Here is an 18,144-nt window from a genome sequence, read left to right on the forward strand (position 1 = left end):
AATAACCATAATTAAAATAATTATTTTAATTGAAATAATTATTTTAATTAAAAAATTATTGATACTCTAAACACATATCATACTTATATCACAACTAATTTTTATGAAATTGAAAACAATTAAAGTTAATTACTTTAAGTAATATAAATATATAAAATATCTTACTTTATTGTTTTTTAGGTTGTTTAATTCTACAAAAATAAAATTAAAATATTTAGTCTATAGAGCATTAATATCTTTGTGTAAAAATTAAATATATTTTTTATTTAATAAAAAGGATTTCAAGTGAAAATTAAATAAACTATAAAAACTTCACTTTTAAGATAGACTTCATAATAGATTAATTAGACTTTAAATAAATAGTTTTGATAAAGACTATGCAAAATAAAGTATGAAAAATCTGTTTGAAATAAAAAATATTGGAGGGGGATTTTTAATGAAACACAGATTGAGTAAACTAACATCTTTTTTGGCAACCTTAGCTTTAGTTGTTGGCGTAGGAGTACCATCATATGGACAAACTTTACCAGATAAAGTTAATAATGAAGTACTACAAAATAAAGAGCGAAGATATGATATTAATGGAAGATATCAAGTAGATTTTCGTGCAAATATGGGAAATGGATATGTAACATTTTTCTCGTTATTTGTTCCATGTGGTGGAAATTCAGTAAACGTAAGGTATGTATGGGGAACTGACCCAAAAGGAGGTTCTCAAGAAGGATGGGTATTACAAGTTAATGGGGAAAAAGTTTCAACTATTTATGGAACAAGTTATGGATTTCCTAATGGCATACCATCTGCAGGGATAACAGGAAGTCAAATGACAGGAATTTATTCTTTTGTTACAAATCGAGACATGTCTGGAGTAAATTGGAGCTATACATCACCTAATACAGGGAATGGAAACGCTACAAGAACATCATATGCATCTACTGAGATTTCAAATGCAAAACTTTCTATTAAGGTTAATTATAAAAATAAAGAAACAGGAGCTATAGTTGGGTCATATACAACTCAAGTTCCAGCTAAGTATGGAAATAGCACTGTTACACCTGACACTACACAAATTCCTGCTGGATATAAATTAGATCCGGCAAGTCAATCTAAAGTAGTAAATCTTGTTCAAAATGGAGTTAATCCAAATGTAGTTGATTTTACAGTTATTCCTGATAATGCAGGAGTTCCAGAAGAAGATCGTGTTCTTATAGTTGGATTTAAAGATAAAGATGGAAATAATGTTGGAAGTACTTATATAGAAGAAATTCCAGATATACTAGGCTCACATGATGTAACACCAAACACATCAAAAGTTCCTAATGGTTATAAGCTTGATCCTTCTAATCAAACTCAGACTGTTAATTTACAACCAACAGGTCTTGACAAGAGTATTGTTTACTTTACAGTAAGTCCTGATATTCCACTTGTAAATCGTATAGTTACAGTTAACTTTAAAGATAAAGATAGTGGAGCAATAATTGGAGACCCATATACAGTTACACTACCAGCTGAATATGGAAATCATAGAGTGGAATCTGATTCTACAAAGGTACCAAATGGATATGTACTTAATCCAGATAATCAATTTGAAATGGTAAATCTTAGTACCAGTGGTCTTGTACCAGATAGAGTTTACTTTACAGTAAGTAAGATGCCTTCAGAAGCAGAACGTACTTTAACAATTGGTTTTAAAGATAAATATGGTAATATAGTTGGAGATACATACACAGAGGTTGTTAATGCTGTACTTGGAAACCATACAATAACTCCAGATTCTACAAAGGTTCCTGCTGGATATAAATTAGACCCAGCAAGTCAGTCTCAGACAGTTACACTTAATTCTTCTGGAATTAATCCAAATACAATTTATTTTACTGTAGCCGAAAAAACTTATAGGGTAGCTTATGTATCAAACTTCCCTTCAGGAGTAGCTGTTTCTGGTTCAGTACCAAGTGATACAACAGAATATAAAAAAGGAGATACTGTGACTGTTTTAGGAAATACTAATGGGCTTGATGCCGATACTTATACATTTGTAGGTTGGAGTACAGTTAGAAATGACCCATCAACAATATTATCAGGAACAATCACTATGGGAGAAAGAAATATCATATTATATGCAGTGTGGCAAAAAAATTAATAATATAAGTTGTTTATTATTGTAATTTATAAGTTAGAATCTTCTTTAATATTTATATAAGAATAAGATTCTAATAGTTATAAGAAATTCTGATATAGATTTTATCAGTATTTCTTTATTTTACAAAATGAAAAAATAAAATTATTTTTTAAACAAATAAGGAGGGTTTTGATGAATCAAAAGTTAAAAAAATTAACTATATGTATACTTACATTTGCTATAATTCCTTTAAATTATTCAAATGTTTTTGCTGAGTATGATTTAAATAAGATATTTAATAAGCAGATTCAAGATAAAAACTTAAGGAGAGTTAATAATATTACAATAACTTATGATGGTAATGGGGCTACTGGAGGAACGATAAATGAAGCTATACTTAGTGGAGGAGCGTTTATTCCTGGACCAGTAATAACAGGTCCAAAAGTATATGACCTTGATGATTTTGATTCTTATTTAGCACTAAGTAGTAACCTTACAAGAGGAAACTATCATACTGATGCTTGGAGTGTCTCAAGGGACCATTTGGCAAGTGGTACTCAACCATATGCAGGTGGAGAAAATATAGTAGCAGTAGGTATAGACAGAGATATAACACTTTACGCCATTTGGATTCCAGACTTTTTACAAGTAAGATATAACGGAAATGGAAATACTTCAGGTAATGTTCCATCAGATTCAAATAAGTATCATCAGAATGATAATTTGCAAATTAAAGAAAATGAAGGTAACCTTAAAAAAACAAATTATAAACTTACAAAGTGGAATACAAAAGCTGATGGCACAGGAAAATCTTATAATTTAGGCTCAAGTTTTGAGGTATTATTAAAAAATTATGACAATTTTAACATAGACCTTTATGCACAATGGGAATATGATTTGCAACTGGATGGTAATGGAGGAACAGGTACACTTCCAGATTTGCCAAAACCAGGAGAGGCTGACAAATTCCCAGGGTCAGGTGGACTTATCAATGGTGATGAAGAATTCATAGGGTGGAATACAGAAGAAGATGGAAGTGGTACATCTTTTAAAGAAGGAGACCCTATTCCGCCAAATATCTCAGGAGATACAATATATGCACAATGGGGATATAAATTAGATTATAACTTAAATGGAGGAGCAGGAAGTATATCAGAAGAAAAACATAAAAAAGGCGCTGAAGTAACTGTTACAAGCCAGATACCATCTAAAGTTGGATCAATATTTATGGGATGGAATACAAAAAATAATGGTGAAGGGACTTCATACAGAGATGGTGATAAATTTAACCTTACGAAAAATACAACTTTATTTGCACAATGGAAAGAGGAATGTAGAATAACATATGATAAAAATGGAAGTACAGGTACAGCTCCAATAGATAATAATGTATATGGAAAAGGAGATGAAGTTACTGTACTTGGTGATAATGGTTTAGTAGCACCCTCTGGTAGAGGAGGAAATTTTTATTGGAGTACAAAAGCAGATGATACAGGCAGTAGATATAAATCAGGAGAAAAGTTTAACATAAAGGATATAAATACAACCCTTTATGCATTTTGGACAGATAAATACAGAGTTAAATATGAAAATAATGGTGGACAAGGAGATGTACCTGAAGATGAACTGCATGATGGAAATGCAAATACAAGTGTAAAAGCGAATACAGGAAATCTTACAAAAGAAGGATACAAATTTATTGGATGGAATACAAAACCAGATGGTAGTGGAACTCCATATAAAGGTGATGGAAGTGAGATAATTAATGTTGATGATAATATAACACTTTATGCTCAATGGGAAAAGATATCTGATAATTCAGGTGGAGATGATAATTCAGGTGGAAATAGTGGAGGAAGTAGTGGTGGAAGTAGTGGAGGCTCATCTACTAATACAACTAGCCCATCAGAAGAAAATTTGACAGGTGATGATAGATATGAAACTGCTATAAAAATAAGTAAAAGAGGTTTTGAATCAGCTGAAAATGTGATACTAGTAAATAGTACATCAATACCAGATGCCCTATCAGCAACTCCATTTTCATCTACTAAAAATGCACCTATTTTATTAACTGAAAAAAATAAATTAAATACAAATACAGAAGCAGAGATAAAAAGATTAAAAGCAAAAAATATTTATATAATAGGTGGAGAAAATACATTAAGTTCCGATTTAGAAAAAGAATTAAAATTAAAAGGGTTTACTATTGTAAGAATAGGTGGAGTGGATAGATATTCAACTTCTCTAAAACTTGCTAAAGAAATAGATAAAATAGTAGATGTAGAAAAAGTATCTGTAGTCAATGGACACGATGGATTAGCAGATGCAATAAGTGTTGGTGGTATTTCAGCACAAAATAAAACTCCAATAATTCTTACAAATATAAAAAATGAGATTATATCTATTAAAAAATTTATAGATGAAGAAGAAATATCAAAATCTTATATTATAGGAGGAGAAACTTCTTTGCCAAAATCTATAGAAAAACAATTTCCAAATCCAAAGAGAATAGGTGGAGAAGATAGAAATAAAACAAATTCAAAAGTAATAGAAGAGTTTTATAAGGATAAAGAATTAAGAAATCTTTATGTAACAAAAAATGGGACGCTAAGAGAAAATGATTTAATAGATGCTTTAACAGTAGGTGTTTTAGCAGGTAAAAATAAATCGCCAGTAATGATTGTAGAAAAATCACTTGATGAGTCTCAAAAAACTTTAGTTAAAAGTAAGAAATTTGACAAGATAACTAAGGTAGGAGGAAATGGAAATGAGGATGCATTTAATGAAATAAAAAAATTAGTAAAATAGTATAATCTAAATAAGAATATTTTGTTGATTAAACTACACTAATAGTAATAAATTATAACCCTGCTTTTATTTTTATTATAAGTAGGGTTATAATCTTACTATATTACTTATATTGTAGGGGGAAAAGATGAGAGAAGAACTAAACTCTTTAGATTTAAATCAGGTAGAAATTTTCTTTGAACTTTTATCTCAAAATACAGAAGATTATATTTTTTTTTGGGATATAAATAAGAATAATTTTAAAATATCCTCAACTGTTTTTGATGAATTTAATCTAAGTAAAGATATAGAATATGATTTAGTCAATTGTTGGAGCAAAATTATTTATCCAGATGATGTTCAAGTGTGGAAAGACGATATACAAGTCTTGCTAAATGGAGAAAAGGATGAACACAATTTAGAGTATAGATTAATAAACAAGCATGAAGAGATAGTATGGGTTTCTTGTAGAGGTAAAGCTTATGTATCAGATGATAAAAAAACTATAATTATGGTTGGTAGGATAAAGAATATAGGCGAAAAGAATAAATTTGATTCTATCACAGGGACATGGAATAGAGAACAATTTGAATACAGAATGAATTGTATTACAAAAGAGAAAATCTATACAAGTGGAGCTATGTTTATCATGGATATTGATAATTTTAAAAATATAAATGAGAAATATGGACACTCTTATGGTGACAAGGTTTTGCGTGCAATTGCTACAGAAGTTTTAGAATATTTACCTAAGGATGTTAGATTGTACAGATTAGATGGAGACGAATTTGCATTTTTTTACCCTATGTGCAATAAAGAAGCTATAGAAAATTTATATGAAAAAATACAATTGTATACAAATACTCAGCATGAAATCGAATCAAATAAATATTATTGTACAATAACTGCGGGGGTTGCTATGTATCCAGAAGATGGAGATAATTATTTGGACTTATTTAAACATGCTGATATTGCGTTAGATATCGCAAAAATTGGTGGTAAAAATAGAATGAAGTTTTTTTCAAAAGAACTCTATGAAAATAAGTTAAAAGTAATTTCAATGCAACAGAAGTTGAGAGAGTGTGTTGAAAATGATTTTAATGACCTTGAATTATTTTTCCAGCCACAGGTAGATGCATTTAACAAAAATGTCATAGGAGCAGAGGCACTTTTGAGATGGCATTCAAATACTTATGGAGAAGTATCTCCTGTTGAATTTATACCAATACTAGAACAAAGTAATCTAATTATACCAGTAGGAAAGTGGATTATAAAAAAGGCTGTAAAACAGTGTAAAGAATGGCATAAAGTAAATCAAGATTTCAAGATATCTGTAAATGTATCATATATTCAACTAAAGGAAGATTTTTTTAGAGATTTTATAATAGAATGTTTGATAGAATATCAATTAAAACCTGAATTTTTAATTTTAGAATTAACAGAGAATTGTTGGGTACCAGATATAAATTTATTGAATGATAAGTTTATTAGTTTAAAAAGTATTGGAGTACATATTGCAATTGATGATTTTGGTACTGGATATTCATCTTTAAATTATCTTAAAGAGTTATCTGTTAATATAATAAAGATTGAAAGAAGTTTTGTTAAGAATATTACATATAATAGTTATGAACATACCTTCCTAGAATATATTATTAAATTAGCTCATATTATCAACTTAAAAGTTTGTGTTGAAGGTATTGAGTCCTATGAAGAATACAATATAGTGAAGAGTTTAGGTGTAGATATTATTCAAGGTTTTTTATTTGGTAGACCTGTAAGTGCATCTGAGTTTTATAGACTTCAATTATCAAATTGATGAGTGTAGATAAAGTATACTAAAAATAAGGTAAAATATAAGGTTTTTTAAATCTTATATTTTACCTTATTTTATTGTGATAACTATTAATCTCAAGTAGTATTAGCTATTATACACTTTTGCTCCAAACTTAGAGATTATTTCACTAGCTTTTTTAATATCTTCTTTGGTAGCATCAGGAACATCTTTTAATTCATAATCAATACCTAGATTTTCCCATTTGTGTATTCCCATAGAATGATATGGCAGTAATTCGAATCTCTCTACATTTTTTAATGTAGCAACGAATTTACCTAATTTTTCTAAGTTGTCTATATCATCAGTAATTCCAGGAACTAAAACATGTCTTATCCATACTGGAATATTTCTTGATTCTAAGTGTTTAGCAAGTTTTAAAGCTTTATCCATACCCACACCAGTCAAATCAATAGATTTTTCTTCAACCATATGTTTTAAATCAAGCAAAACTAAGTCAGTATTATCTAAAACTGAGTCTATAGTTTCTATATCTACAAATCCAGATGTATCTAGACAAGTGTGTATGTTATTTTCTTTAGCTTTTTTAAATAGCTCACTTAAAAACTCTGGTTGAAGAGTAGACTCGCCACCAGAAGCAGTAATACCTCCACCAGAAAACTTCATAAAAGAAGTATACTTAAGAGCATCAGTTATTATTTCATCAACTGTATATTCTTTTCCAGATTTGGTATCCCATGTATCTCTATTATGACAGTATTTGCATCTAAGAGGACATCCTTGAAAGAATAGTATGTATCTTATTCCTGGACCATCTACAGTACCAAATGTTTCTATAGAGTGTACTTTTCCCTTAATCATAGAGTTCACCTCACAATATATTTTGATAACTTTATTAATAGTTATAATATTTCTCTAAAAAAGGCCATCTTATACCAGAAATAATTCAAGTATAAGATAGCCATTTATTTTTATTTTCTACACAGTAGTAATCTTAGCTAAAGTATAAAAATTTAAAGACTAAGCCATTTTACCGTGGAATGTTCTGTTTATAACATCTAATTGTTGTTCTTTAGTTAATTTTATGAAGTTAACTGCATATCCAGAAACTCTTATAGTTAATTGTGGATATTCTTCTGGATGTTCCATAGCATCTTCTAAAGTAGCTCTATCAAATACATTAACATTTAAGTGATGAGCATTTTGAGCGAAGTAACCATCCATCATTGCAGAAAGATTATTTATTCTTTCATCCATATCTTTTCCTAAAGCACCAGGTACTATAGAGAAAGTATTAGATATACCATCTTGAGCATGCTCATATGGTAATTTAGCAACTGAAGATAATGAAGCTAAAGCACCATTAGTATCTCTACCATGCATTGGGTTTGCACCAGGAGCAAATGGAGCACCAGCTCTTCTACCATCTGGTGTATTACCAGTTTTCTTACCATAAACAACATTTGAAGTTATTGTAAGTATAGATTGAGTAGGATAAGAATTTCTATAAGTTTTATTTTTTCTTATCTTATTCATGAAGCTTTCAACTAGTTCTACAGCTATACTATCAACTCTATCATCGTTGTTTCCGTATTTTGGATAATCTCCTTCTATTTCGAAATCAACAGCTATTCCTTGTTCATTTCTGATAGTCTTAACTTTAGCATGTTTTATAGCAGATAATGAATCCGCACAAACTGATAATCCAGCCATACCACAAGCCATAGTTCTAAATATATCTCTATCATGTAATGCCATCTCTAATGCTTCATAAGAGTATTTATCATGCATATAATGTATTACATTTAAAGTATTTACATATAAGTTTGCTAACCAATCAGTAAATGGTTCAAATTTACTCATAACTTCATCAAAGTCTAAATACTCAGAAGTTATAGGCTCAAATCTTGGTCCAACTTGAGCACCAGATTTTTCATCAATACCACCATTTATAGCATATAATAAAGTTTTTGCTAAGTTAACTCTAGCTCCGAAGAACTGCATTTGTTTACCTATTTTCATTGCAGATACACAACAAGCTATACCGTAATCGTCTCCCCAGTATGGTCTCATTAAATCATCATTTTCATATTGAACTGAACTTGTATCTATAGATACCTTAGAACAGAAATCTTTGAATCCTTGAGGTAATCTAGTTGACCATAAAACTGTTAAGTTTGGTTCTGGTGATGGTCCTAATGTATATAGAGTATTTAACATTCTAAATGAGTTTTTAGTAACTAATGTTCTACCATCTACTCCCATACCTCCTATACACTCAGTTACCCAAGTTGGGTCTCCAGAGAATAAATTGTTGTAATCAGGAGTTCTTAAGAATTTAACCATTCTTAATTTCATAACAAAATGGTCCATATATTCTTGTAATTCTTCTTCTGTCACTGTTCCAGCTTTTAAATCTCTTTCAAAGTATATATCTAGGAAAGTAGACGTTCTACCTAAAGACATTGCAGCACCATTTTGGTCTTTAACAGCAGCTAAATAACCAAAGTATAACCATTGTACAGCTTCTTTTGAGTTAGTTGCTGGTTTTGATATATCAAAGCCATAAGATTCAGCCATCTTTTTAAGTTCATTTAAAGCTGATATTTGTTCAGTTATTTCTTCTCTTAGTCTTATAACTTCTTCATCCATGCAAGAAACTTCTAACGATTTCTTTTGTTCAATTTTATCTTCTATTAAGGCATCAACACCATATAAAGCAACTCTTCTATAGTCACCTATTATTCTACCTCTACCATAAGCATCTGGAAGACCTGTTATTATACCAGATTTTCTAGCAGCTCTCATTTCTGGAGTATATGCATCAAAGACTCCTTGGTTATGTGTTTTTCTATATTTAGTAAATATTTCTTTTATTTCAGGGTCTAATTCATATCCAAAAGCATCACATGAATTTTCAACCATTTTTATACCACCATATGGCATAACCGCTCTTTTTAAAGGGGCATCCGTTTGTAATCCAACTATTGTTTCTAATACTTTATCTAAATATCCTGGAGCATATGCAGCTATTCCAGAAATAGTTTTTGTATCTACATCTAAAGTACCACCATTTTCTCTTTCTTTTTTAAATAAGACCATTGCTTTGTCCCATAGTTTTTTAGTGTTTTCAGTAGCACCAGCTAAGAAAGAGTCATTTCCTTCATATGGAGAATAGTTTAATTGTATAAACTCTCTGACATTTACTTCTTTAGTCCATCTTCCTGTTTTAAATCCTTGCCATGCATTCATTAAGTATTTCCTCCTTAGATTTAAATGATAAATAATGTTGTTAAAATTAATTTTTATATACTTAATTTGTTTTATATATTTTTTTAAAAATATATTTTCTAATATAATAATAACATATTATGCGTATTCTGTATACAAGAAAAATAAAAAAATGTCGTTTTAAAGTATAAAACAAATTATATGTTAGTAATGTGATGAAATTATACCCATATATTAATAAAATGAAACAAATAAATATCTAAAATAATAAGGTAATATTTGAAAAAATTATAAATTAGAAATAAATAAATCTCAGTACAAAAAAGAAAAAGCATACATCTTGATAACTTGAATATTTATTTAATAGGGGGAGGTGATATATTGTTTATCACAGTGATATTATTTTTAGTAGGTTTCCTATTAATTACTAAAGGCGCAGATATCTTTATAAATTGTACTGTAGAGATAGGTAGAAAAACGAATATTTCAGAAATTATACTTGGAGCAACTATTGTTAGTTTTGCAACAACATTGCCTGAATTTACAGTGTCATTACTTGCTTCTATTGATGGTCATACTACAATGAGTTTAGGAAATGCAATTGGTTCTATAATATGTAATACAGGGTTAGCATTAGGTTTAGTTGTTTTTCTAAGTCCATTTAATGTAGATAAAAAAATGTTTTTTTCTAAGTCTTTACTATTAATAGTATCTGTTATAGTTTTAATTTTATTGGGGTTAGATGGAGTTATAACAAGAGGAGATTCATTATTACTTATAATAATATTGATTTTTTATATGGTTAATAACTATAAGAGTGTTGTAGGAAAATCGAATACTAAAAATAGAGGTATTCAAAAAGATACTATTAAAGAAATACCTATAAAGAAGAGTAAACAGTACAGAGGTTTTTCTATAGCAGAAATTATAAAAATACTAATACTTTTTGCTACAGGCTTAATAATGATGATAATAGGTTCTCAAATTCTTATAGAGAGTGGTGTAAGAATAGCTAGTTTTCTTAATATACCTCAAGGTATAGTGAGTTTGACTATAATAGCACTTGGAACTTCTTTACCAGAGATAGTGTCTTCAATTACTGCCATAAGAAAAAATCATCATGAAATATCTGTAGGAAATATTCTAGGTGCAAATATATTGAACATAGTATCAGTAATAGCTGTATCAGCAATACCAAATGACATACCAATATTATCTCAAAATAGAAAACTTGATATACCATTCATGATATTATTATTGTTATTAGTAATAGTACCAACTCTTAAATCAAATAGACTTAGTAGACTACAAGGTGTATTAATGTTATTTACATATTTTATATATATATCAATTTTGTATTTTATGTATATTATTTAATCATACTGTTAAAAATATTAATTGCAGAATATCCTAAAAAAGTATATAATGGATAGGTTAAGATTAATTGATAACGGAGAGGAATAATATATGAATATAACAAAGTTTGAAGATTTACCAATAAGTGAGGGAATAAAAAAAGCTATAGCTGAAATGGGGTTTGAAGAGCCATCTCCTATACAAGCACAGTCTATACCTGCAATTTTGTCAGGTAAAGACGTTATAGGACAAGCACAAACTGGTACGGGGAAAACAGCAGCTTTTAGTATACCTATACTAGAAACAATAGACCCAAATAATAGAAGTTTACAAGCTGTAGTACTTTGCCCAACAAGAGAGCTTGCAATACAAGTATCTACAGAAATAAGAAAACTAGCTAAATACTCGCACGGAATAAAGACATTACCTATATATGGTGGTCAACCAATAGATAGACAAATAAAATCGCTAAAGAGTGGTGTGCAAGTTGTAATAGGTACACCTGGACGTACAATAGACCATATTAATCGTAAAACATTAAAGATGGATAATGTAAAAATGATTATACTAGATGAAGCAGATGAAATGCTAGATATGGGATTTAGAGAAGACATAGAAATGATTTTAAGTAAGATTCCTGAAGAAAGACAAACAACTTTCTTTTCAGCAACTATGCCAAGAGGAATTTTAGATTTAACTAAGAGATATCAAAAAGACCCAGAACATATAAAAGTTGTTAGAAAAGAACTTACAGTTTCAAATACAAAACAATATTATATAGAAACTAGATCATCAAATAAATTGGAAGTATTATGTAGATTAGTTGATGTGTATGACCCTAAATTATCTGTTGTTTTCTGTAATACTAAAAGAAAAGCAGATGAGTTAGTAGGAGATTTACAAGCAAGAGGATATTTTGCAGATGCATTACATGGTGACTTAAAACAAACACAAAGAGATATAGTAATGGATAAGTTTAGAAATGGTACAATAGATATACTTGTTGCTACTGATGTTGCGGCTAGAGGTATAGATGTTGATGATGTTGAATGTGTATTTAACTATGATTTACCACAAGATGAAGAGTACTATGTTCATAGAATTGGTAGAACTGGTCGTGCTGGTAGAGAAGGTATGTCATTTACTTTTGTATTTGGAAAAGAAATGAGAAAGATGAAAGATATAGAAAGATATACTAAATCTAAATTAATCAAGCATAATATACCAACAATAACTGATGTTGAAGAGAAAAAAGTAGGCTCTTTCTTTGCACAAGTTAAACAAACTATAGAAGAAGGTCATTTAACTAAACAATTACAATGGTTAGAAAGTTTCTGTAATGATGAAGATTATGCAATGGTTGATATTGCTGCTGCACTTGTTAAGTTATCTCTAGGGGAAGAAATGAAAGAAGAAATAATAGAAGAAAAACCTAGAAGAGAACGTGGAGATAGAAAAGGTGCTACTGGAGCTAAAGATGGTATGATTAGATTGTTTATCAATATTGGTAGAAATCAAAGAATACAAGCTAAAGATATCGTTGGTGCTATAGCTGGAGAAGTTGGAATACCAGGTAAAATGGTAGGAACTATAGATATATATGATAAGTATACTTTTGTTGAAATACCTAAAAAAGATGCAAAAACAGTAATTGAAAAAATGAAAGATATTAAGATAAAAGGTAACAAAATTAATATAGAAAAAGCCAATAAAAAGAAAAAATAATATATAGTATATAAAAATATAATCGAAAGATATATAAAATAGTATATTGAATATTTAAAAAGCCTAATGTGTTTTCAAAACAGATGATAAATAATCTGTAAGAGTCAACAACATAAGGCTTTTATTGTTTTATATAATAGTATTATTAAAGACATTTTAAATTTTGTTTGTGCTTTATTTACATAAGTATAAAAAATATATTAGAAAATAAATAATCAAATAAAAATTAATATATGATTTTCATTTGATAATGGAAGTAAGAGATTGATTTATCACTTTATGATAGGCACATGTATAGAGAAAAACACCACTTACTAGAATATTTCATCGCCACTCTTAAAGCCAAAGGCTGGATGAAAATCAAATTTAACTGCACCCACAGCAACCTTAGGTCCAACAGCCTTTTTAATTCTATAAATACCCTCATTGCCGAAACCAGCACATAGCTCAATAGCTGTATATCCTTTTTCCTCATTTTCTTGTAATTCTAATGATAGCATAGTACTTTCTCAATTTAATTTGCTTAAAAGTAATTTTATATGAATATCATATTTATAAGGTATTTTTAAATTTATTTTGATAAAATATACTTATGTCTTAAACAGAGTATTTTAAGTATATGAAATTTAATGAAAATATAGTGAATATGTAACTTTTATAAGGAGATAAAGATATTTTATGGATACAATAAAGAAATTAAGTCATGGATGTACACTAGATTGCCATGATTGTTGTAAATTTAATGTTTATACTAAAGGAAATAATGTGATAAAAATTGAAGGAGATAGAAATCATCCTTATACAAAAGGATTTATATGTAAAAAGGGGTTTGCTCATTTAGATAGATTAAATCATAAAGATAGGATAGAGACTCCAATGTTAAAGGTAGATGGTCTATGGAAAAAGATTTCTTTTGATGAAGCATTAGAGATAATGGCAGATAAACTCCTATTTTATAAAGAACATTATACATCAAAGTCTATTATGCACTATGACCAATATGGAAGTGGGTCTATATTAAAATATATAGGAGATGTATTTTTTAATTTTTATGGAGGAGTTAGTAGGCATAAGGGTGGCCCATGTTGGAGTGCAGGAATGCATGCCCAAAAGTATGACTTTGGAGTAGCTAAGGGACATGCTATAGAAGATATGCTAAACAGCAAGAGTATATTTATATGGGGAAAAAATCCAGCATATACTACCATTCATACTATGCAAATAATTAAAAAAGCCAAAGAAAAAGGGATAAAAATAGTAGTCATTGACCCTATATATACAAAGACTGCTCAAATGGCAGATAAGTACATACAAGTAAACCCTGGAACAGATGGAGCATTAGCTATAGCTATGGCAAAAATTATAATAGAAGATAACCTGCAGAACGAAGAATATATAAATTCGTATGTTGTTGGTTTTGAGGAATATAAAAAATATTTGGATTCATTAGATTTAAACTTTTTATGTAATGAATGTGGTGTTAAAGAAAAGGATATAAGTGCATTAGTTGATTTATATGCTAATAAATATTCAAGTATAAATGTAGGTTATGGTCTTCAAAAGTATAAAAATGGAGGAAATACAATAAGAGCGATAGATGCATTAGGAGCTATAACAGGTCAAATAGGATTTAGTGGTGGTGGAGTGAATTATGCTAATAAGGTTTATCCAAATGTGATAGATGCTGACCCTTATAATAGCCAATCATATGGCGAAGATAGGGAGTTTTATGTAAGTAATATTAGCAAGTTTATAGAAGAATCCTTAAAAGACAGTATATCAGATGAAGTTAATAATACATTAGAGAAACCAAATAATACATTGAACAAGTTTGATAAGATGTCAAGTAAATCACTAAAAGGAAATATTCCTATAAAGATGGCAGTAATAACTAAAAGTAATATGTTAAATCAATTGCCAGATTTAGTAGAGTTAGAAAGAGTTTTTTCAAAGATTGAATTTAAAGTATGCTTTGATATGTTTATGACTGACACAGCTACTTTATGTGACTTATTTATACCTTGTACAAATACGCTTGAAAGTGAAGATATAATTTATAGTTCAATGACCAATCCATATATAACATACAATGAAAGAGCAGTAACACCAAAGCATGAATTGATGGATGAGTATTATTTTTTTATGGAGTTAGCTAAAAAGATGAAACTAGAAGGTTATCCTTTTGTAACAAAAAAAGAATACTTAGAAAAAGTAATTGAGCCGCTTAAACGTTTTGAGAAAAGTCTAGATATAGAGAAACTTAAAAATAGTTATTTTACTATACATAATCCTATTGCTTGGGAAGATAAGAAGTTCGAAACTCCATCTGGAAAATATGAACTTTATTCAGAAAGGATAAGAGATTTAGGAATTAGTCCAATTCCAGTGTATATAAGTAATAAAACTAGAAACTTTGAAGATGAAAATAGGAAAAATATTTTTAGACTGCTAACTAATCACCATGCAGATACTTTGTTTAGTCAACACTTTATGGATAAGACATCTATAGCTCAAGCGTATATAAATCAAATTATGGCTAGAAAAATAGGTGTTAACAATAAGGATATTGTAACTTTAAAGTCAAAAAAAACAAAAATAGATGTACAGATAAATATAGATAGTGGAGTAAGTGATTATATAGTAAAAATGTATGTTGGATGGTGGAAGAAACATGGCAATCCTAATAGTTTAACAGATACTGGTATATCGGATATTGGTGGTCAAGTAACATATAATGAAACGATGGTAGAAATAATACGACAAAACTAGTTAAATTTCATTGAAGGAATAGAAATGCGATTATAGAATTGATTAAAAGTTACTATTTTTACAAAACTATTGAAGGAGGGATTTTGATGGTAAAATATTCCTTAGAACATAAGAATCTATACATAGAATTTATGTGCTCAGAACTAGACCACCATGTAGCTAATGAAATAAGGGAAGAAATAGATAACTTATTAAGTGTTAATCAAGTAAAAAATGTTGTATTTGATTTTGGAAATATTAATTTTATGGATTCTTCAGGTATAGGTGTCATCATAGGTAGATATAAAAAAATTTCTAATGAAGGGGGACGAGTTTCAGTAATTAATATAAGTTCACGAGTTAAGAAAATTTTTGATTTATCTGGGTTAAATAAAATTATTGGCATTTATGATACGTATGAAGAAGCTCTAAGTTCTTTGTAGGGAGGAGTATGTGATGAATAATATTATGGAAGTTAAATTTTCGGCACTATCAGAAAATGAAAGTTTAGCAAGAGTTATAGTAGCATCATTTGCAGCAAAATTAGACCCAACAGTAGATGAATTAGTTGATATAAAGACTGCTGTCTCTGAGGCTGTTACAAATGCTATAATACATGGATATGAAGAAGACAGTTCTAAGTTTGTTTTTTTGAAATGTGAGATAGAGGGAAATACTATAAAAATCGTAGTTGAAGATGAAGGGTATGGAATAGAAAATGTGGAGAAGGCAATGGAACCACTTTATACATCAAAACCAGAACTTGATAGATCAGGAATGGGATTCACAGTTATGAAAAGCTTTATGGACGATGTAGAGGTAAGTTCTAGAAAAGATAATGGCACTAGAATTGAAATGACTAAAAAAATAAATTTGCCTAAATAAAGTCCAAAAGTGAGGTTTTATTATGGAAGTAACTGTTGCCAGAGAAGAAAAAAAACCTCTTCTTAGTCATGAAGAGACTCTAGAACTTATTGATAAAGTTCAAAATGGAGATGAAGAGGCAAAAGAAATATTAATATCAAGTAATTTAGGTTTAGTTAGGAGCGTTGTATCTAGATTTTTAAATATAGGGTATGATAGAGAAGATTTATTTCAATTAGGTTCTATAGGTTTAATAAAATCAATATATAAATTTGACCCTAAATTTAATGTTAAATTCTCTACTTATGCAGTACCAATGATTCTAGGTGAAATAAAGAGATACTTAAGAGATGATGGTATGATAAAAGTATCAAGGTCATTGAAGCAAATAGCTGTAAAGGCCAAGATGGAAAGTGAAGCTTTAACTAAAAAGCTAGGCAGAGAACCAAGTATAGAAGAAATAGCTCAAGCATTAGATGTAGAAAAAGAAGATTTAGTAATGGCTATGGAAGCTAATTTTAATGTAGAGTATTTGCAAGGTGTTATTCATGAAGAAGAAGGTTCTCCAATATGCCTTATTGATAAGATAAGCATGAAAGGAGAAAGTGAGGAAGAAAAAGTTGTAGATAATATATTATTAAAGGATATACTTGGAAGACTGGATAAGAGAGAACGTCAAATAATAGTTCTCAGATATTTTGAAGATATGACTCAAAGTGAAATAGGAGAAATGCTCAATATATCACAGGTTCAAGTATCAAGAATAGAGAAAAAAGTATTATCTAAGTTAAAAGAATATATATCATGATAATACTTATGATATATTAAACTTTTTAGAATTTTTATATTAAGTTTTTAAGTTACTATTAAAAAATTATAAGTTCAAATAAAAAATATTAAAAAACAAGGTGTCTTTATGATAGAAAATAAATTATTTTCTTTATTAGGCATCTTTTTTATTTTTTGACAAAACTTTGAGTGTCTAAAATAAATAATAGGTTTATTTTTTTAAAATTAACAAATAATACTTTAGAGAGGTGTTTAGTATGGATAAAAATTATAAAAAATATGTAGACCAAATAAGCCCAAAACCTACATATTTAAAAAACTATACACTTGCATTTATTGTAGGTGGAATTATTTGTATGATAGGGCAAGCCATAAGTGATTTATACATGAAAGTTGGAGGTCTTGATAAATTAGGTGCTAGTTCCGCTACATCAATAACACTGATATTTATAGGGGCATTTCTAACTGGATTAGGAGTTTATGACCTAATCGGAAAAAGAGCAGGAGCTGGTTCTATAATACCAATAACAGGTTTTGCTAACTCAATAGTATCTCCTGCTATGGAGTATAAAAGAGAAGGATATGTATTAGGTGTAGGTGCAAACTTATTTAAAATTGCAGGGCCAGTTTTAGTTTATGGTATAGGTTCTTCTATTTTATGTGGAATTATTTATTATATTTTTAAGATGTTTTAGAGGATTTTTATTTAATTTAAATTTTATTAATTATG

At 29.0% G+C, this 18,144-nt stretch carries 13 protein-coding genes; 10 read left to right on the forward strand and 3 right to left on the reverse strand.

Annotated features, from left to right (window positions below):
* Positions 1-436 precede the first annotated feature (436 nt).
* The 3 genes from IC219_RS07845 to IC219_RS07855 all read left to right on the forward strand — a co-directional run bounded on the left by IC219_RS07845 (position 437) and on the right by IC219_RS07855 (position 6,725).
* Entirely contained in the window at positions 437-2,140 is a 1,704-nt protein-coding gene (locus tag IC219_RS07845; RefSeq protein WP_227482992.1) for a hypothetical protein, read from the forward strand.
* A gap of 171 nt (positions 2,141-2,311) precedes the next feature.
* Positions 2,312-4,927, forward strand: a complete 2,616-nt coding sequence (locus IC219_RS07850; RefSeq protein WP_227482991.1) for a cell wall-binding repeat-containing protein — start codon at positions 2,312-2,314, stop codon at positions 4,925-4,927.
* A 127-nt stretch (positions 4,928-5,054) separates the two neighbouring features.
* On the forward strand, positions 5,055-6,725 hold the full coding sequence (locus IC219_RS07855; protein ID WP_227482990.1) for a GGDEF and EAL domain-containing protein: 1,671 nt from the start codon (positions 5,055-5,057) through the stop codon (positions 6,723-6,725).
* A gap of 102 nt (positions 6,726-6,827) precedes the next feature.
* Here IC219_RS07855 and pflA read toward each other — a convergent pair whose 3' ends face one another.
* A complete protein-coding gene (gene pflA, locus IC219_RS07860) occupies positions 6,828-7,562 on the reverse strand; it encodes a pyruvate formate-lyase-activating protein (RefSeq protein ID WP_227433410.1) in 735 nt (244 codons plus the stop codon).
* A 159-nt stretch (positions 7,563-7,721) separates the two neighbouring features.
* A complete protein-coding gene (gene pflB, locus IC219_RS07865) occupies positions 7,722-9,953 on the reverse strand; it encodes a formate C-acetyltransferase (protein ID WP_227433409.1) in 2,232 nt (743 codons plus the stop codon).
* A gap of 360 nt (positions 9,954-10,313) precedes the next feature.
* On the opposite strand from pflB, the gene IC219_RS07870 reads away from it, so the two are divergent.
* On the forward strand, positions 10,314-11,309 hold the full coding sequence (locus tag IC219_RS07870) for a calcium/sodium antiporter (RefSeq protein ID WP_227482989.1): 996 nt from the start codon (positions 10,314-10,316) through the stop codon (positions 11,307-11,309).
* A gap of 90 nt (positions 11,310-11,399) precedes the next feature.
* Positions 11,400-13,013: a DEAD/DEAH box helicase gene (locus IC219_RS07875; protein ID WP_227433407.1), complete on the forward strand. Its 1,614-nt coding sequence runs from the start codon at positions 11,400-11,402 to the stop codon at positions 13,011-13,013.
* 314 nt (positions 13,014-13,327) lie between these two features.
* Here the strand turns inward: IC219_RS07875 and IC219_RS07880 are convergent, their stop codons facing one another.
* On the reverse strand, positions 13,328-13,513 hold the full coding sequence (locus tag IC219_RS07880; RefSeq protein ID WP_413926627.1) for a DUF6506 family protein: 186 nt from the start codon (positions 13,511-13,513) through the stop codon (positions 13,328-13,330).
* Positions 13,514-13,691: 178 nt separating this feature from the next.
* Here IC219_RS07880 and IC219_RS07885 point away from each other — a divergent pair, with 178 nt between their 5' ends.
* The 5 genes from IC219_RS07885 to spoVAC all read left to right on the forward strand — a co-directional run bounded on the left by IC219_RS07885 (position 13,692) and on the right by spoVAC (position 18,109).
* Positions 13,692-15,782, forward strand: coding sequence for a molybdopterin-dependent oxidoreductase (locus tag IC219_RS07885; protein ID WP_227482988.1), 2,091 nt, complete (start codon positions 13,692-13,694; stop codon positions 15,780-15,782).
* 86 nt (positions 15,783-15,868) lie between these two features.
* Complete coding sequence (gene spoIIAA / locus IC219_RS07890; protein WP_227433405.1) at positions 15,869-16,204, forward strand: anti-sigma F factor antagonist; 336 nt, start codon at positions 15,869-15,871, stop codon at positions 16,202-16,204.
* A 13-nt stretch (positions 16,205-16,217) separates the two neighbouring features.
* On the forward strand, positions 16,218-16,646 hold the full coding sequence (gene spoIIAB, locus IC219_RS07895; protein WP_227433404.1) for an anti-sigma F factor: 429 nt from the start codon (positions 16,218-16,220) through the stop codon (positions 16,644-16,646).
* A gap of 22 nt (positions 16,647-16,668) precedes the next feature.
* On the forward strand, positions 16,669-17,433 hold the full coding sequence (gene sigF, locus IC219_RS07900; RefSeq protein ID WP_227433403.1) for an RNA polymerase sporulation sigma factor SigF: 765 nt from the start codon (positions 16,669-16,671) through the stop codon (positions 17,431-17,433).
* Between the two features lie 238 nt (positions 17,434-17,671).
* A complete protein-coding gene (spoVAC, locus tag IC219_RS07905) occupies positions 17,672-18,109 on the forward strand; it encodes a stage V sporulation protein AC (protein ID WP_021425350.1) in 438 nt (145 codons plus the stop codon).
* The last annotated feature ends 35 nt before the right edge of the window (positions 18,110-18,144 follow it).

This window comes from Clostridioides sp. ES-W-0018-02, from assembly GCF_020658175.1.
Lineage (GTDB): Bacteria > Bacillota > Clostridia > Peptostreptococcales > Peptostreptococcaceae > Clostridioides.